At 52.9% G+C, this 18,966-nt stretch carries 10 protein-coding genes and 1 pseudogene; 6 read left to right on the top strand and 5 right to left on the bottom strand.

Annotated features, from left to right (window positions below):
- Window positions 1-1,083, bottom strand: a complete 1,083-nt coding sequence (locus EHT25_RS22040) for a dihydrodipicolinate synthase family protein (protein ID WP_124877336.1) — start codon at window positions 1,081-1,083, stop codon at window positions 1-3.
- 39 nt (window positions 1,084-1,122) lie between these two features.
- On the opposite strand from EHT25_RS22040, the gene EHT25_RS33315 reads away from it, so the two are divergent.
- The 3 genes from EHT25_RS33315 to EHT25_RS22030 all read left to right on the top strand — a co-directional run bounded on the left by EHT25_RS33315 (window position 1,123) and on the right by EHT25_RS22030 (window position 6,202).
- Complete coding sequence (locus EHT25_RS33315) at window positions 1,123-1,254, top strand: hypothetical protein (protein WP_262707850.1); 132 nt, start codon at window positions 1,123-1,125, stop codon at window positions 1,252-1,254.
- 161 nt (window positions 1,255-1,415) lie between these two features.
- Complete coding sequence (locus EHT25_RS22035; RefSeq protein ID WP_124877335.1) at window positions 1,416-4,604, top strand: SusC/RagA family TonB-linked outer membrane protein; 3,189 nt, start codon at window positions 1,416-1,418, stop codon at window positions 4,602-4,604.
- Window positions 4,605-4,630: 26 nt separating this feature from the next.
- Window positions 4,631-6,202, top strand: a complete 1,572-nt coding sequence (locus EHT25_RS22030; protein WP_185731448.1) for a SusD/RagB family nutrient-binding outer membrane lipoprotein — start codon at window positions 4,631-4,633, stop codon at window positions 6,200-6,202.
- Window positions 6,203-6,612: 410 nt separating this feature from the next.
- Here EHT25_RS22030 and EHT25_RS22025 read toward each other — a convergent pair whose 3' ends face one another.
- Window positions 6,613-6,921: a hypothetical protein gene (locus EHT25_RS22025; protein WP_124877333.1), complete on the bottom strand. Its 309-nt coding sequence runs from the start codon at window positions 6,919-6,921 to the stop codon at window positions 6,613-6,615.
- 314 nt (window positions 6,922-7,235) lie between these two features.
- On the opposite strand from EHT25_RS22025, the gene EHT25_RS22020 reads away from it, so the two are divergent.
- Window positions 7,236-8,063 carry a sugar phosphate isomerase/epimerase family protein gene (locus EHT25_RS22020; protein ID WP_229311733.1) on the top strand — a complete coding sequence of 276 codons (828 nt, stop codon included), beginning with the start codon at window positions 7,236-7,238 and terminating at the stop codon, window positions 8,061-8,063.
- Between the two features lie 300 nt (window positions 8,064-8,363).
- Here EHT25_RS22020 and EHT25_RS22015 read toward each other — a convergent pair whose 3' ends face one another.
- Both EHT25_RS22015 and EHT25_RS33240 read right to left on the bottom strand, forming a co-directional pair.
- Window positions 8,364-12,581 (bottom strand): Ig-like domain-containing protein, encoded by a 4,218-nt coding sequence (locus EHT25_RS22015; protein ID WP_185731447.1) that lies wholly within the window; start codon window positions 12,579-12,581, stop codon window positions 8,364-8,366.
- Between the two features lie 515 nt (window positions 12,582-13,096).
- Window positions 13,097-13,319, bottom strand: a pseudogene (locus tag EHT25_RS33240) (transposase); the annotation flags it as partial.
- A gap of 258 nt (window positions 13,320-13,577) precedes the next feature.
- Between EHT25_RS33240 and EHT25_RS22010 the strand changes: the two are divergent.
- Window positions 13,578-17,003 (top strand): T9SS type A sorting domain-containing protein, encoded by a 3,426-nt coding sequence (locus EHT25_RS22010; protein ID WP_124877330.1) that lies wholly within the window; start codon window positions 13,578-13,580, stop codon window positions 17,001-17,003.
- 109 nt (window positions 17,004-17,112) lie between these two features.
- On the opposite strand, the gene EHT25_RS22005 is transcribed toward EHT25_RS22010, so the two are convergent.
- On the bottom strand, window positions 17,113-17,673 hold the full coding sequence (locus tag EHT25_RS22005; RefSeq protein WP_124877329.1) for a cupin domain-containing protein: 561 nt from the start codon (window positions 17,671-17,673) through the stop codon (window positions 17,113-17,115).
- Window positions 17,674-18,124: 451 nt separating this feature from the next.
- Between EHT25_RS22005 and EHT25_RS22000 the strand changes: the two genes are divergently transcribed.
- A complete protein-coding gene (locus EHT25_RS22000; protein WP_124877328.1) occupies window positions 18,125-18,922 on the top strand; it encodes a carbohydrate-binding family 9-like protein in 798 nt (265 codons plus the stop codon).
- Window positions 18,923-18,966 lie beyond the last annotated feature (44 nt).

Below are 18,966 nucleotides of genomic sequence, written 5' to 3'. Positions count from 1 at the left end.
TTAGATTTTCCCCTGAGCAGCTTTGATGCCCAGCCGGTCGCACCAGCCGAGGAAAACCGTGTAGGTGTTGTCGAGAATTTGTTGCTGTTCTGCCGAAATGGATTTTGCCTTTGACCGGCACACCAGTTCCAGAGGTACTCCTCGTTTCTTTAAAAAATACTTGGAACTGAGCGGATACGCGACGGAAATGATGGGCTCCGTTCGGGCGATTTCCTCCTGAATCCACTGAACATCGGCTGCTTTTGATTTGTCGTTGGCGTACTTGCACAGCCAGCTGTGGATTTCGGGGTAGAAATTTCCGGAGATTGGCGACATGCCCCGGCCCCCTTTTTGCAGAGACGCGGCTGCCGAAGCCGAATGCGCGTTATAGAATTCCAGCTGGGTTCCGCGCGCAATGGCCAGTTTGGTTTCGATGTTTTTAATGTCTTCGGACGTATCCTTGTGGTAAATAAACCGCTTGTTTGATACGAGGGCTTTGAAGACCTCCGGCGAAATAAGCCGCTTGTAGGGATTGGGGCATTCATACGTTCCCACTTTCATGTTGCCGGTCTGCGCGAGGAATTGCTCGAAATTGGCCAGCAAAACCGCATCGCTTTCGCTTTTCTCCGCAAAATGACTGGAAATCAGAATGACGCCGTCAACGCCGGTGTCGTGGATTTTCTTGGCAAAAGAAACCTTCGCATCCATCGTATCGCCGAACGAGCCCGTCGAGACAACCGGGACTTTTCCGTTGACGTGTTTCACCACGTGCCGCGTCAGGTCGATGCGTTCCTGATCGGTCAGAAAATACATTTCACTGCTCAGGCAATTGGCAAAAAAACCTTTTGCTCCGGCCGCCAGGTAAAAGTCGATCAGCCGGGAAAGGTGGTCGTATTCAATGGCCGACCCGGTTTTGAAGGGCGTGATCATGACCGGCACAAACTTTTTTTCTTCCTGCTTAAGCGGTTGCGAAAACGCGCTCTGACCGGTTTTGGCCGTCGCCGTTACAGCCGGAAGCAGGTGTGCACCGGCCAAAACCGCCAGGGTGGAGGGCGTTACTTTTTCTAAGAATTTGCGTCGGGAAAGGGGGTTGAGCGGGTTCATTTGACGATCCGGAGTTTAGGAATCAAGGCTTGTTATACCATGAATACGTCAAACGGCCCAAACCGGCCCATCGGCGCTCGACTTTTTTTATCAACCGCCCTGACGCGACGCTCGTTCGAAAACCACTATACAGTTGGAAACGGGCCGGTTCTGGTGCATTTCAACCCCTAACCACCGGTCTTTGGAGCCGTTTAGGAATTTATTTTTTTTTAATAGAAATAATCGTAGTACGCAATGGGCCTATGGGCGTATATGTAATTGCCAGAATCACTCCGTAACTGCTGGAGAAAGAGCTGGAAGGTAAGTGCATATTCCAACCCAAAAATTTTTGAATGAAACGAAAACTAGTACCAATCAATGGGAACCCGTACGCTTTTGGCTACAAGCGATGGACCCTGCTGGCCGCCATGGCCATCGTGTCGGGCACGGCTCATTCGGCACCCTTTGCGAAACCGGAATCACCAGCCCGGAAAGAAGTCAATGTGCTGAGCCGATCGTTGCCCAAACCGGTCGAAATTATCAAGGGAAAAGTCAGCGACGAAAAGGGAGACGCCCTGCCGGGCGTCAGCATTGTAGTGAAAGGCACCCAGCAGGGAACCACTTCCGACGCAGGAGGTAACTTCTCGATCAATGTGCCTTCCGCTGGCTCGGTGCTTGTTTTTTCGTTTGTGGGCTATACGGCCCAGGAAGTTCAGGTCGCCAACCAGACGACGCTCCAGATTCGGATGCAGGCAGAAAGCAAGGCGCTGGACGAAGTGGTGGTGACGGCGTTGGGGATTCGCAAGGAAACGAAATCGCTGGGGTATTCGGTCACCAAAGTGGACGGCGACAACTTTACGAAAACCCGGGAGACCAACTTTGCCAACTCCCTGAACGGCAAGGTGGCCGGGGTCAATATTAGTCCGGCGGCAACGGGACCGGCCGGTTCCAGCCGCGTTACCATCCGGGGAAACACGTCCATTTCCGGCAACAACCAGCCGTTGTACATCATCAACGGCTTGCCGATGGACAATACGCAGTTTGGCGGACCCAAAAATGACAACCCGGATTTTGGGGATAACATTTCCAGCATCAACCCCGACGATGTGGAAGATGTTACGGTTCTGAAGGGAGCCACGGCGGCCGCTTTATACGGTTCGCGGGCGAAAAACGGTGCCATCGTCATCACCACCAAATCGGGCAAAGGCAACAAAGGGCTGGGCGTTGAATTCAATTCGAACAACACCTTTGAAGTGCCTTTTTTCCTCTGGCAATTGCAAAAAGAATACGGACAGGGCTACGGCGGGGTGAAACCGGCGAGCCAGCAGGATGCCGCCAACCACGGTCAAAATCACTGGGGAGCGTTGTACGACGGTTCTGAAACGGTTCAGCTGGACGGAGTGAAACGGCCTTATTCGTACGTAAAAGACCAGGTTCTGGACGATTTCTACGGCACCGGTCATACCAGCACCAACAGCATTTCCTTTTCGGGCGGTGGCGACAATGGCAGTTTTCGGTTGGGTATTACGGACATGCGAAATCGGGGTATCATTCCGAACGCGACCATGCGCCGGGACAACATCAGCCTCGGACTCAACCAGCATATCTCCAAAAACCTCACCCTGTCGGCCAACGTGGATTACATCAACGAACGCGTGGATAACCGCTACGTGTTTACGGGGAATTCGGGGAACAGCGCCGGAACCATCCTGTACGTCAACAGCAACATGCCGACCAGCGCCCTGTTGCCGGGGTATGACGCCAATTTCAAGGAAAAGGTGCTGGGAACCGACTTAAACGCGACGAACCCGTATTACACCCTGAACCGGATTAAAAACCGGACGGACAAAGACCGGTTTATTTCGACCCTGAACCTGCGGTACAATATTTTCGACTGGCTTTTTGTGCAGGGCAAAGTCGGGCAGGATTACTACGGGTTCACGGCGAATAAAATTGTTCCCGACGGAACCGGTTACCGGCCGGGCGGTCAGATTGACCAGGCTCAGCAGAATTTCTGGGAACGAAATTTTGAGGGAATGATTGGTTTGAACCGAAGCCTGAACAAGGATTTTGACCTGTCGGTGAATCTGGGAGGGAACCTGATGTCGCAGCACCGCTACACCACGACGATTGTGGGGTCGGGAATTGTGGTTCCGCAGCTGTTTGTGATCAACAACACCGCGACTAAAAATACCACTACGCAGACCTACGATAAAAAGATCAATTCGGTCTTTGCCACGGCGGAGTTGAGTTACCGAAACTACCTGTACCTGAATCTGACCGGTCGGAATGACTGGTTTTCAACCCTGAACCCGAAATCGAACAACTTCTTTTATCCGTCGGCCGGGGTGAGTTTCGTGTTCTCGCAGGCGTTTGAGATGCCCAAGGCCATCAGTTTTGGGAAACTGCGGGTGGCTTATGCCGCCGTGGGTGGGGATACGGACCCGTATCTGCTCAACCTGACGTACGGTTTGCTGCCCTATAATTACGACGGTCGTTCGCTCGGGACGATCAATCAGTTTACCGTTCCGAACAGCAATTTGCGGCCGCTCAGCGTGAACGAATTTGAAGCCGGTCTGGACCTGCGGTTATTTAACAACCGACTCGGTTTTGACATTGCTGCTTACAACAAGCTGACTACGAACGACATTGCGATCGAGAGCATCTCGTCGACAACCGGTTATTCCGGGGTGTCGGTGAACGTGGGAGAAATCCGTAACCGGGGGATCGAGTTTCTGGCAACGGTAAAACCGGTGGTGTCTAAAAATTTCACCTGGGATGTGTCGTTCAACCTGGCCTACAACAAAAGCAAGGTGCTGAAAATCTCGAATACGTCCAAAGAACTGATTCTGGCCACGTCGACCAAAGCATTCATCAAACACATTGAAGGACAGGAATATTCGCAGATCGTTGGGCGGACCATCAAACGGGATGCGCAGGGACGGGATATCATCGACGCGACCGGCCTGCCGATTGTTCCCACCGACGTGGTTGCGTTCGGTTCCGGGATCAACAAATACACGACCGGTTTAATCAACTCCTTCTCGTACAAGGGGTTGACGCTTTCGGCCCAGATTGACGGAAAATTCGGCGGTAAAATCTACTCGGAAACCAATTACAGCCTCGACCACCGCGGGATGTCGCTGGGTTCGCTGCTGGGCCGGGCGTCCGGAGCGGTTCTTCCCGGTGTTACGGAAAGCGGAGAAGAAAATAAAGTGCTGGTAACCGCCGACCGGGTCAATAACCGGGCGATTGTGGTTCGGCGACGGGATGCGCTGGACGATTATATCTACGACGCCAGCTTCATCAAGCTGCGGTATGTTTCGCTCACCTACAGTTTGCCGAAATCACTCTACGAAAGAATCGGGTTTGTCAAAGGAGCCAGCGTGTCGCTGGTGGGCCGGAACCTGAGTATTCTCATGAAACATACTCCCGGCCTGGACCCCGAGACCAACCTGTCGGCGGGCAACGATCAGGGGATTGAAATGACTCCGTTGCCACCAACCCGCAGTTATGGTTTTAACGTGAATTTGAAATTCTAATGGTGCAACGGCTAATACTACTTCCGATGAAAAAACGATTTTTTATATTCTTCGCTGGCAGCCTGTTGTCCCTTTCTGCCTGTGACAATGGGTTTGAAGAACTGAATAAAGACCCCAATGCGGTGACGGCTGACCGGTTCAATCCGGCATACCTGTTTACGACCGGGCAATACAATACGGCAAAAGGTGATGAATCCACCAGCCTGAATTATGCCGAACCCTTTGTTCAGCACATGGCAACACTGAGCAACGTGGGAATCTTTGATTTTCAGGGTGACAAATACGTTTACCACAAGGGAAACAACGAAGCCATGTGGAAAGGTACGTTCAACGCCATTTCCGGTTCGTCCAAACTGATTGAGGACGTGATCACCTTGTCGAAAGACAAACCGCAGTATTACAATCTGTACCACATGGCCCGAATCTGGAAAACCGTGATTTATCACCGGCTGACGGACATGTACGGCGACCTTCCGTATTTCGAAGCCAATCAGGGGTATTACCAGCAGATTTACAAACCCAAATACGATGCGCAGAAAGATATTTACGCGCACATGCTGAGTGAACTGGAAGACGCCACCGCCAAACTCGATGCCAGCCAGGCACTTTTCACTTCGGCCGACATCGCCTACGGCGGAAACATTGCCAAGTGGAAACGTTTTGGCTATTCGATGATGCTGCGGTTGGGCATGCGAATGTCCAAAGTAGATCCGGCGGCTGCCGAGTCGTGGGTCAAAAAAGCGATTGCCGGGGGAGTATTTACCGGCATTGACGATAACCTGTATATCAAAGGAACCGACAAAAATGGTACGCAGGAAGTGTTGACCAACGGCCAGAGCTGGGTGTTAAGTGTTTCGGGAAGAAGTCCGGGGAAAATTGCCAAGACTTTCTTTGACTACATGAAAAGTCATAATGATCCGCGGCTGAAATACACGGTTGCGGTTTACACGGACCCGACCAATGTGGCGACCAAAAACACGAATCCGGCCGTTCAGAAGGGGATGCCCAATGGCCTGGACCGGATTACGCTGCCCAAAGATCCCAGTTATGATCCGAACGCGCCGGGGCAGGAACACCAGTATTCCGGCGTTAACCGGGATGTGTTTGCTAAACTGGACGGGCCGAGAATGCTGCTGACGTATGCCGAAGTTCAATTGATGCTGGCCGAAGCGGCTGTTCGGGGCTGGATTCCCGGCGATGCCGCTCAGTTCTACCGGAACGGCGTAACGGGTGCCATGAAAATGCTCCAGCAGTATGACGCATCGGCCACGATACCGGACGCCGACATCAATGCCTACCTGACCGCGTTTCCGTTTGTGGGGATTGCCGACAAGGAAAAAGCCTTTGAGCAGATCAATTCTGAATACTGGGTGGCGACCTTCCTGAACGGTTATGAGTCGTACGCCAACGTCCGCCGGTCGGGCTATCCGAAACTGGTTCCGGTCAACTACCCCGACAACGAAACCGGCGGAACCTATCCCCATCGGTTGCGCTACCCGGACGATGAACCGGTTTTGAATGCGGTTAATTACAATGCAACGGTAGCACGCCAGGGAGCCGACAATTATAAAACACGCGTCTGGTGGGATAAACAATAAAACCGTACCGGTTATTTCCCGGATCATGGGAAATGATTGGTGCCTGTCAATCAGTCAATCGGGGATCAGATGCAATCGGAACGGATTGGGTCTGATCCCCGATTTTTTGAAAGCGGTTTAGTCGGTTCATGCAGCTAGAAACTGCGTTATGGGTTTGATGCGGTACTCCAGTACGTGCATTATTGCCTTTCCGCGCGTATTTCCACTAAACGCCGATTCCGTCGTGAATTCCGGCAAAATTAGTCCGGCCTTATCTTGTGGGCGCTGCTTTTGCCGCAACGACACCTCCGCAAAGCGAACCGGGATGAATAGACGAGTCGGTTTATCGCCCTGGCCATGAGCGGGATTTTTCCGCGTTTGCCAGTTTTGAAGACCGAAGCGAGTCGCCGGAATTTCTGAATCAACACCGATCAGAACACCCGATTGGCTATTAAATTGATACCGGTGTTGACGATAAAAGCCAGCCCGAACGACACGGCTACCGAAAACTCATTCAGCAAGAAAGACTGGAGAAAAAGAAAGGTAGTGAAACCCAGTAGTCCGATCACCAATCCGGTTGAAATCCGGCACGAAGTAGCCGGGTCTAAATCGGGGTCTTTCCAGGAGGAGAGCGCCCAGACCACTTTTTTATCCGGACTGACTTCAAAAACCTGCACCGTACCGTTCCAGGAATTGGCGTACCATACCAGTGCGGAGGAGTAAGTGTTTAATCGCTTCAATTTCGTCTCATCAAAAACCGGTATTTTGTTCGCCAGATTGGTGATGATTTACCAAAATTGCAAATAATGAGGAGTTTTGTGAAAACCGGTTTCAACTCAACCGAAATTGGATGCGAAGCCGTTGAGATCGTGCGGTTTTCGATTCCCCATGATTTGCCGGTTCGCCAGAAGGTGATCATAAATTTGAAAAGATGCGTACATTTTCCTTAAACCCGTTTTTAAGTGCCATGACAAAGTCGGAAACCTGCCCAGCTAAGTCCGCAATCCAACCCGGAAAGATTCGGTTGGTCCTTTTGTTTTTCACCGGACTGTTCGTGTTTTCCACGAACCTGTTTGCGCAACCTAAACAGAAAATTGCCGGTGGCTCGGATGCTAAAAACTGGAAATTGGGCGTTGCGCTGTACACGTTCAATCCCTTTCCGTTTCCCGAACAACTTGCCAAAGCGGACAGTGCGGGACTGAAATTCGTCGAAGGCTATACTTTTGGAAAGGCCGGTTCCGAACTGAAGGATTCGTTGATCATGAACCTGTCGGCGTCCGGCATTGAAAAACTCAACAAACTGGTGAAAAACAAAGGCTTGCGGATGGAATCCATTTACATCGTTGGCGGTAAAACGATCGACAAATGGACCCGGGAGTTCGAATTAGCGAAAAAACTGAATGTCAGGTATGTGACGGCAGAACCGCCCATCAATCTGTGGGATAGCGTGGACAGTCTGGCGGGTGCCTACGGCATCAAAGTGGCCCTGCATAATCACTGGAAGGGCGTCAGCGCCTACTGGCATCCGGATTCGGTGCTGGCGGCCCTGAAAAACCATCCCAATTTCAGGGTTTGTGCCGACATCGGGCATTGGCCCAAGAGCGGCATCAATCCGGTCGAAGGGCTGAAAAAGCTGGAAGGTCATCTGATCGCGCTCCACCTGAAAGACATTGCCGCCTACAACGACCCCAAACTAAAGGATGTACCGGTGGGGACGGGCGTAATTGATTTTCCGGCGGTTTTCCGGGAACTGATGCGCCAAAAGTTTACCGGCCACATCATCATTGAGCGGGATGCCCAGGACAAACCCAGCAATCTGCCTGCCGTCGTTCAAACCGTCCGGTATTATTACGACCAACTGGGGCTGAGGCCGGTCCGGTAAATCGCTGACCCCCAGTTGGCTGCTGAATATCGGAGGGGCGTGTCGCCGGGTAATCAGGTAGATGGAACGTGTTGTACGCAAGTAAAGTGTCTTGAGCTTGCCCGGTTTGTTTGCCTGGGAGTTCAAAGAAACCAGCCTGGGTTAAAGGCACAATCACAACTCTTTCAGGAGCGGTTTTTTAGTTGTTTATGGCAAGAACGACAGCTAATAAATTGGTTTTAAAACCGGTGCGGAAAAAACACCCCGACCGCAGGGCCGCCGGAGTGTCGGAATGGTTCAGAATTAAAATTTTAAAACTCTCTACCGCTTGACGACCTTCAACGTTCGGTTTTGCTCCAGTGTGCTGACCCGCAGGAATAGCAAACCGGCCGGTTGTTGACTGACCGGAAAACTGAATTGTTCCACCGGTTTTGCCGCTTCAATCGCGTATTGCCGCACCACTCGCCCGCTGGCATCGGTCAGTTGCATCTGAAGCGGTTGCCCCTCAACTCCCCGGATTTCCACCCGGAGCTGATCGGAAACCGGGTTGCCCAGAAGCGTTACCGCAAGCTCCGAACCGGTTTCGGCCGATAACCGCGTGGGTACGGGTGGAGCACAGGTCAGCGGTTTTCCCGAGTCCTTCAAGTCGTAGGTCGAACCCGACACGCGAGCCCGAATCAGGCGGGTGGTATTGTCTTTCAAAACGGCCGGAACCTCAAAGCTGTAGGCATGGGCGCCGTTGCCTTTGCCGGCATCCTTCAAATCGGTGCGGTAGATGTTGGCGACGACACTGCCCCAAACCGTGCTGCCGGTGTAGAACTCCAGGGTGAGGGGGGCATTGGGTTTGTTACGGTCCCAGACCCAGCCGCGAATGGTTCCGCATTCGACTTTGTCCAGGTAGCCTTCAAAACTACCCGTTACCGGGGTCGTGGCCGCCGGATTCACCATAAGGTTGAAACTGACCGAATTAGTCGCTCCTTTGCCATCGGTCGCCGAGTATGTGAGCACAAAAATACCGCTGGCCGTCGGGATGCCGTTGATCTGACGGGTGGCACTGGTAAAAGTTAAACCCGCGGGCAAACTTACCAGACTGTAGCTGAGCGTGCTGCCTTCCGGATCCGTGAAAGCCGGTAAAGTGGTCGTAAAATTTACGCCCTGCTGGGCCGTCAGTGGCGTCACGGTGGGAGCTACGGGCGGTTTGTTTGCCGGTGGAGGAACTGTGCCTCCCTCGCAGATCAGGGCTTTGGGCGAGTCTTTCAGGATAAAACTGCTGCTACTGACCCGGGCCGACAGATAGTGCTGCTGGCCATCTTTCAGCTCGGTCGGAATCGTCCAGCGAAAGGCGTGGATCCCGTTGCCTTTTCCTGCGTCTTTCAAGTCCTGCCGGAACTCGTTGGCGGGAATGGTGGCCAGAACGTTGGAACCATCCAGAATATCGACGGAGATCACGGTATTGGGTTTGTTGCGATCCCAGGCCCAGCCCCGGAAGCTGCTGCAATCGGCCCCATAGATAAAACCGTCGTAGGAACCGGTTGCGGTGGGCGCGGCTACGACCACGGTCGCACTGGTTACCTGCTGGCATATCCCCGCCGTGCAGGTGGCCGAATAAAGCTGCGTACCGATGGTGCCGGTCCCAATCGAAATGCTGGTCGAACTGCTGGGGCCGCCCGGGCCATTCCAGGACAACGTGCCGCCCGAACAACCGTTGAGCGTCAACACGACACTCGGCGTATTCTGCGTTACAGTTAACGGCGTTGGATTGCCCTGCGAGAAACTCACGGTTGGTGCCGCCAGCGTTTGTACTGTAAAGGCCGACGACCAGGCTTCCGAGTTGTCCGAGCCAATGACGCGGGCATAGTAGGTTTCTGTCCCAACGGTTTGTAGGTCGGTCAGCACCAGCGTGGCCGACGTTTGGCCGGTCACTTCAACGCCGGAGGTCGTGCTGGCGGCTCCTTTGTACCATTTATAAGTCAGGCCGTCGCCCGTAGCCTGGATAAACGTGCTGGTGCTGCCGCCCTGGCAAACCGTTGCGGAGGGCGGGGTCGGCGACTGAGTAACGCCAACGCCCGTATTTATAAGAGCCGCGATCGCAAATTCTTCATCCGGACCGGTGTAAATTTCTCCGGCCAGATAAATGCGGTTGCCGAAGATTTTCAGGGTGTTGACAATACCGTCATTGCTGCCGCTGAAGTCAAAGACCACCTTGCCATTGCCGTTGGATGAACCATCGAAGGTTTCATCCAGCGTGCCATCTGCCAGGTACCGCAAAACCACTGATCGGATTTGACTACCGGGATACGAATCACCCGCCAGGACAATGCGTCCATCGGGTAATACCTGCAAATAGCCCCCGTCACCACCGCCGTCCACCGAGGTCGTGACGTAGCCATCTCCGCTAAAATCCAGATCCAGATCGCCCGTTGACGTAAAACGAACAATCAGAAAATCCCGGACGGAAGTGCCGCCCACATAGATTTTACCATTGTGGATATCCATGGAATAACCGTTCACATTATCTCCCACCTGAAAAAGCGTATAGCCATCTCCTCCGCCAAAGTCGGGATCCAGCACTCCATTGGCCGTAAACCGGGCCAGGATCAGCTGGGGGGATATGCTCCCCATTACATAAATTTTATTGTCCGGACCGATCATGACGGCCGTGGCATACCCCCCGTTATCGGTCAGTACGATGCCCGTGCCGGTTGGGCCAAAACCGGTATCCAGCGTTCCATTGGCGTTGTAGCGGGCCACCGGAAACTTTCCGTTGCCGTAACCCGCCACCACGATTTTGGTTTCACCATTCACTTGCTGCAAGGCCAGACCGTAGATTTCGCCGGGTAAACTTTCGGAGACAACCACACCACCCTGCCCAAAATCCGGATCCGGCGAGCCGTTGGCAAGGTACCGAACCAGCGCAAAGCGGGACTCCCCGGAGCCCCCCGGTGCGTACCCGCCGACTACGATTTTTCCGTCGGGCTGAATAGCAACCGCAGTGGGCCCGTTGGATCCGTTTCGCAAAAATGTCGTGACTTTGCCGCCCTGACCAAAGGTTTCGTCCAGCGAACCGTCGGTTTTGAAGCGGGCCAGCGCGAAAGGCGTAAAATTCGTACCTCCTTCCACATACGATTCGCCAGCGACCACAGGTTTACCGTCGGGCTGAATGGCCATCGCCGTCGCGTAATTGATGTTGTAATCCACTTGGGGTAAGGTAGTGCTCCAGGCGAAGCTGGATTTTCCATCTCCGCTGAAATCCGTATCCAGGTTGCCATTTTCGGCCAGACGGACGACGAAGGCCCGCGTTCGAGTGGTGTTAATTTCGCCAGCGATGTAGATGCGATTATTAAAGGTTTTTAAGGTATAACTGGACGTATTAAGGCTTTCATCCACGTCAAAGACGACTATGCCATTGCCATCCAAAGACGGGCCATCGAAGGTGGCATCCAGTGTTCCATCGGACAAAAACCGCACAACGGCCGTTCGGTATACGCCGTCCTGATCAGTGATATCGCCCCCGATCACAAGCCGCCCGTCGGGTTGAACCTGCAAATACCCTCCGCTCACCGATTGGTTGGCTCCCACGGCGGTGGTAACGATTCCGTCTCCGCTAAAATCGGTATCCAGATTGCCCTCCACCGTGAGTCGAGCGACCAGAAAATCGGGATCTCTCGTTCCGCCGATATAGATTTTATTATCGTGAAATTCCAGCGAATAGCCAATTGTCTGATCACCCAGTTCGGGGAAGGTATAGCCATCTCCTCCACCAAAACCGGTATCCAGAACTCCGGCTTCCGTAATCCGGGCCAACACCGTAGGGCCACCCGCTGAACCCAGCACATAAATTTTATTGTCGGGCCCGATTGCGACCGCATCGGACGTGGCATGCCCTTCGGGAAAATCGGTCAGTATTACGCCTGTTCCTGCTGAACCAAACCCGGTATCCAACGTCCCGTTGGCGTTGTAGCGAACGATCGGGAATTTACCATTGGCCTCGCCCACTGCCACAATTTTCGTTTCGCCCCCTACCGTCTGCAAGGTGATCCCGTAGATCAAACCCACGACTGCTTCGCTAATAACTACACCGTCCTCCCCAAAATCCGGGTCCGGCGAACCATTGGCAAGGTACCGAACCAACGCAAAATGGGAAGGGGCGGTCGCGGCCCGTGAGTATCCCCCGGCAACGATCTTTCCATCTGGCTGAATGGCTACGGCATAGGCGCCATCGTCGTTGTTGCTCAAAAACGAAGCGACTTTGCCGCCCTTGCCAAAGGTTTCGTCCAGCGAACCGTTTGTGTTGTAACGAGCCACGGCAAAAGCGCCCTGGCCTGATTCCGGGGTTGTTCCGCCGACTACGACCGGTTTTCCGTCGGATTGAATGGCCATCGCATAAGCAAAGTTGGTCTTGTGCTCCATCATTGGCGTCGCGCTAAACCGGGTGAAGGCTTTCCCGTTTCCACTGAAGGTTGGATCTAAAGTTCCCGGCTGGGCCCGTACCAGGTAGCCCAACAGCTGAGCCAGAACAAGGAATAGTAGTTTTTTCATACTGGGTAAATGGTTTTTGACCCAGGAAAAGTAGAGCGGCTGCCGAAGGAAGACTATCACAAATCTCCCAACGGTAATAACAAATCTTTCAAAAGTCGGTGATGAGGGCATTTATTCGAAAAAACACCGATCGGAGTTGTTCTCATCCTTCAAACCGATCAACTCCGCCCTGCCATCGCAGGAGCGCATTGAAAAGGGGAGAAACGGATCAGCAACCGGTTTTGGGCAAAATGGGATGGATGCCCAGAACGAGTCAGAAAATAAAAAAGTCCATTCTTTTCGAAATGAGCTAACTACTTGATTCTTAGCGCGTACTTATAGGATCTAGACTGATTGTTTCCAAAGCCCACAAGGAAAAAAGTCATTATGATTACTTCACAATCCATCCCATTTGCCAAGGCGGTATCTATCGCAGATTATCTAGCCGATCGTGGGTTTAAACCGGTTAGCCAACGCGGCCAACGTCTCGTCTATTATTCACCGTTCCGTACGGAAAGTACACCTTCATTTTCGGTCAATTCGGGGTCGGCTACGAATTGCTTCAATTTTTGATTTTCTTCGACATCGGCCGTCAGGCTCTGGCTGTCGAAGTTTTCGTAGTTCTGGAACTCCTAAACCAGCACACTTTTTTTTTCAGTTATAATAGGTGGCCGCATTGACACCCATCTTCCGGCAAACCTCTGCAACTGGCACTCCAGTGTCAGCTTGACAGAGTGCAAAAATGATGGCTCGGGCCACCCCGTTGTGCTTCGGTGAATTTCGACGGTCGGCCGCTGCCGTCTTTTTCAGATGCGATTTTTTACAGTTTAAACTACGTAAAATCGCCCGATTTTCTCCATCTATTCCATGTCCCCTTTTTAGGGCTAAGGTCAGAACGATTTGTTCCCACCCTGGGAGAAATGTTATAGCTGTTGGGAGAAATGTTATAGCCGGTATTCTGCGCAAAGCTCACCTTTGCTGCCTTCATCAATCTCAACCCGTTATCCATTCAACTCAATGAAAAACCCTCTATCCTTTTCCCGCTTCCGACCGAGTTGGGGCTTGTGCCTGCTGGGCTTGCTTCTACTTTTTCAGCTCAGTGCCCAGGGTCGAACCTGGTACGCCAAAACGGATAGCTCGGCGGTGAACGACGGGCAATCCTGGAATACGGCCACCGCTCTGCTGACCGCCCTAAGCAAAGCCCAGCCTGGCGATCAGGTCTGGGTCCAGCAAGGAACCTACTTCCTGATTCGAAATGAGGAGTATTCGCACATGGATTTTGCCACCAAGAAGATCATTGCCAACCGGACCTTTCGCATTCCCAGTGGCGTAAAAGTCTACGGAGGGTTTCTGGGGGATGAAAGTCAGGTGGCGGCCCGTCATGGCACTCAAAGCATATTGCGAAGTTCCACCCTCAACCCCTACGCGGTGACCTTTTTCAATGCCAACGCGGAAACGCTCCTCGACGGTTTTCTAATCATTGGTGCCCCTTCGGGAAAAGTAATTGAAGGCGATGATGCGGATGTCTATTATGATCCCAACTTGTTTGGTCCCGGACAGGGTGGCAATGTAAGACCAACCTATTATCCGGATGTATTTGGCCTGGGGCCGGGTTTTAATTCGGGTCTTTTCCTTGGACATTCCATTATAAATATGGCCTATCAGGGTACGTCGGAACCCACCGTGACCAATTGTGAAATTGACCTGGCGGGCGTTGGTTTCTATGGCGGAATGATCACCAATTTTGCCTATCAGGCCAGCTCACACGCCAATCTGCGGGTCCTGAACTGCTCCCTGAATCGAGGAGTCGGTATTCAAACACTTGGCTCGACCATTGTCAATTATGGCTATGAAACCGGTGACGCCGACCTGCTGTTATATAACTGTCGAATGGAAAACGTTCGGATAGAACCCGTTCGGGGAGGTGAATTTGTTAATGCGAATGTCGTCAGCGCCCTGATGATCAATGCGGGTAATGCCAATTCCACCACCCGCGCGGTTAACTGCCAGATTCTGGAATCGGGGGGTATTCGGTACGATATGACGCCTAATGGTCCCTTTTACATCCTGGCCAATGTCTTCGAGGGCGGGCCTTCGGAACTGGTCAACTGTTACCTGGACCGAATCTCCAATACCAGCACTTCCGAGGTAATCGGTTGGCCCGTCGGCTTTACCAGCAACGTTAAACTCTCGCACTCGATCTTTGGCATCGGCGTTCCGGATCATGATGTCAGCATCAATCCCCCGCCCGGGCAGGGCTATGCCAGCGAAAGCATCGTCTATGGCGCTCCCACCGATCCCGGGCAACATCTGATCAATACCGCTAACGGGACGCCTTCGGTCGGGCCCTGTACGAGCCTGCTGACCGACCGGGGCGATAACACCCTGCTTGAGCGCTGGCCTGATCTGGCCACGGTGCCCGGCCTGGCCGAACGCCTTGCCAATGGCCCCATCGACATTGGCCCCGACGAATCCAACCCCAATGTCTACCTGCAAACCACCACCGGTGCTACCTCGCTCACCGTTGCCAAAGGCACTTCCGATATTACCCTTCTTGGGAAATTCTGTGGAGGGACCGTCAACTGGACGGCCAACAACGGAACCAGTGGTCAGGGATCAATCATTGCAGTAGCCACCAATCAGGTTGGCAAGGTGACGTACCAGGCGACCTGTACCACCAATAGCTGCACCAGTTCTTCCTCGTTCGTAAGTGTTACTGTATTTGATTCCAGCGTCTCCCCTCCAAGTGATCTGACATTTCAGAACGATGGCCCACTGACGTGTTCCCAAACCCAGGTGACCCTAACCGCATCAACCACGGCAACGGGCGTTAGTTATTCCATTCGGGGGCCGAACGGCACCATATCCGCTGGCTCTAGTGGCAACTCCACCAGTGTCAATCTGCCCGGCAGCTATACCGTGACGGCCACCAATGACGGTGGAAGTGCTACGGCGATTACAGTGGTCAGTTCGCAAACCGCCCTGGCTGCTCCCGACTGGTCGGCCAGTGGCCCAGCCAGCGTGACCGTTACGCAGGGGGCCAGTGCGGTTTTCTTGAATGCCACCAATTGTTCGGGTACGTTGAGGTGGACGGGGCCCGGCAGCACCACCGGAACCGGCAGCGTCAGTGTGCCGACCTCGGCTCCGGGTATTTTTGTCTACTCGGCGGTTTGTCATGTCGGTAGTTGTGTCAGTCCGCCTACCAGTGCGACGGTCACGGTGACGGCACCGGTGGTGGTTACCGGTAATTTTGAGGGTTTTCTTACGACGGTCAATTGCCAGGAAATGCGGGGCTGGGTCTGGGACCGGAACAAACCCAACACGCCCCTGACGGTCGAATTTTTTGCCGAAAACACCGCCATCGGTACGATCGAAGCCAAAAACTTCCGTCAGGATCTGAAGGATGCCGGCAAGGGCAACGGCGAACACGGTTATGTTTTCCCGACACCGGAAGCCGCCAAAACCGGGTCGGAGCTTCGGATTTCGGCCAAAGTCCAGGGGACAGACTATCTCCTGAAAGGTTCCCCCATCAAGTTGACTTGTCCGGCGAGCAACACCGTCATCAATCAGCCGCCCGTCGCTCCGACAACCGAGCCCCTGTCGGCGACGGTGGGAGTCGCTGTCACGACCCTGCTTCCGAGCTTCACCGATCCGGAAGGACAGCCCCTGACGTATGCCCTCAATGGCTTACCCGACGGCCTGCAATTTGCGGCCATCTCCCGAACCATCACCGGATCGCCCACGGTTGAAGGCACGTTTCTGCTGAGTTATAGCGCCAGTGATAGCCAAAAAGCCGCATCGGTCGGGTTGACGCTGGTGGTAGCTCCCGGTGCGTCGACCCCGCCGGTGGTGACGGGCAGCTTCGAGGGGTTTCTCGACAAAGTCGAATGCGGTTCGATTCGGGGCTGGGTGTGGGATCGCAACAAACCCAATAGCCCGCTGACGGTGCAGTTTTTTGCCGACGGAGTGGCTGTAGGGACCACCGAAGCCAGCATCTACCGGGACGATTTAAAGACAGCGGGCAAGGGGAACGGGGCCCATGCCTACAGTTTCACCACGCCCGTGGGTCTGAAGGACAATGTTCGTCGGCAGATCAGTGCGAAGGTGCTGGGCAGCAGCTATACTCTGAAAGACTCGCCCAAGCCGTTGCAATGCGCGCCTTTGGCTCGCCTGTCGGCCGAAACCGGGTCGGAGCTGCAGGTGACGGTTTTAGGCAATCCGGTTTCGGAAACGATACAGGTTGAAATCCGCGGGGCGGAAGGCCTGCCACTGCGGTTGCAACTCACCGATGCCAGCGGACGATTGGTGGGTCAGCGTCAAATTGAAAGTGCTAAAACGATTGAGCAGCAGCGTTTATCGGTTCAGGGCCAACCGGCGGGCCTGTTGTTGCTGCGGGTTACCAGTGGACTAAAAAGTGTTACGTTAAAGCTATTGAAGCAATAGAGTATACCAAGTAAGTTAGAAAGACGCGGGTCGGTGATCTGCGTCTTTCTGTTTTATGGCTTTTGGGGTTTGGCAGTGGGAGGTTTGAAGGTTGCGGTGATGTGTAAGATCAATCCACTTTCAAGGGAGGCCCAACGACCTGCATATCATGATCCGAGAAGATTTTCGCGATTTCCGTCTGCGAGGGCTCACTCCTTAAGCCAGCCATGGTTACAAAAAACTCTTCTAGTTTTCCCGCGGGCTGGAGGATGACCGTCATTCGTCCTCTTTCACTGATTTGCGTCCAGGCATGGGGAACTTTCCGGGGTAAGAAAATACGATCTCCCGTCTGGAGCTCAAAGCGATCCTCACCGACCAAAAAAGCGTACTGGCCTTCTTGGACATGAAAGATTTCATCTTGATTCGGATGCACATGCAAGGGCGTACCTCGTTTGGGCGACAACGAGGTTTGTTCAAAGACCGCGATGGCACCATTTGTGTCTTTGCCCGATACTTTCACATCCAGAATATTGGCATTGACGCCTTTGAGTTGGATATGACCATGAAAACGTCCTTCTCCATTCGGGATTTTAAAGCCTTTTTGCGCTCGATCGGCCATGGCCTGCGAAGGGGCAATGGCAGTCAATGGTGCCGCGGCAACGGCCGCCTTGATGAATTTTCTCCGTTTCATTGTGATTAAAGTCAAATTAGGATACCTGGTTAATTCGGCCAAACCCGCTTTTCGGATTGACTCCTATGAAAGATATGTGTCCGTTGGAGTTAATCCGAAAAACTTTTATTGAATGGTTTAATTCTCAGCTATTTAATCCGACTGGCATATATAACTATAACTATCGAACGTTTAATTGACTTTTTGTGAACAGATGATCTTTCCCAGGTATTTTCTGAACCGACTTGCTGACCTAAAATGGCTCATTATATTGAAACCGACTCCGAGCCGTCGCTGCGGAGCCGGTCGCGAATGTGATCATGCCTGGTTGTCACCTGGGATATAAATCTGACAACCTATGTCAGGTGAAGACATTAAACGATCTCTCTTTACAGTTAACAGTCCTCCAAAATTTTATGAGCGATGTCGACAGTGGCAAACAATCGTATATTTGCTAAAATGAACTGTGAAGATGTCCCATTATACCGCCCAAAAAATCAATCAAACATTAGACATTAATGGTGACCTGACTAAAGCGGCCTGGCAGTCGGCTACCTGGAGTCAGCGCTTTGTGGACATGGAGACTGGGGCCCCGGGTCTGTATGATACACGGACTGCTATTCTCTGGAACGACCTTTATTTGTATGTCGCCTTGGTTGCCGAAGACCCCTTTGTGGAAGCTCACCTGACCGAACGTGATTCGATTATTTTCCTGGAGAATGATCTTGAACTCTTGATCGATGGGGGCGATTGCTACTATGAATTGGAAGTGAACGCCCGCAATACCATTTATGAAGTTTTTTTTATCTGGCGCGACGCCTACCAGCGTGGAGGCCGGTTTGACGTTCCCCTTTTCGATGTTCACCATCCACAAGCGATGACCTTTGGGGGTAACCACGACCGCGACGGAGCGACATTCTGGTACGGCACTCACCCACGCGGCCTCCGTTGGGCCTTTCTCAACTATGACCTGCCGGGCTTAAAAACAGCTGTCCAGGTAGATGGTACACTCAATGATAATACAGATATAGACCGGGGCTGGAGTCTTGAGATTGCCATCCCCTGGCAGAGTTTAGGTTGGCTGGCCAATGGCCGTTCGTTACCGCCTAAAAATGGTGATTTATGGCGAATGTTTCTAGGTCGCTTTCAAAAGGTACCTGTCCCCGGTGTCAAGGTACAGCCGCATCAGGCGATGGTGCTGACCCCACATGGCGTATATGACACCCACCAACCCGAATCCTGGAGTGAGATTGTGTTTCAAAATGAATAGAACCACATTCCATTAAATTATCCATCTTTTCCCAAATAAGCGCT

It is taken from the genome of Larkinella rosea (assembly GCF_003858635.1).
Lineage (GTDB): Bacteria > Bacteroidota > Bacteroidia > Cytophagales > Spirosomataceae > Larkinella > Larkinella rosea.
Note: the sequence above shows the minus strand (reverse complement) of the source record. Positions and strands in the feature narration are given on the sequence as shown.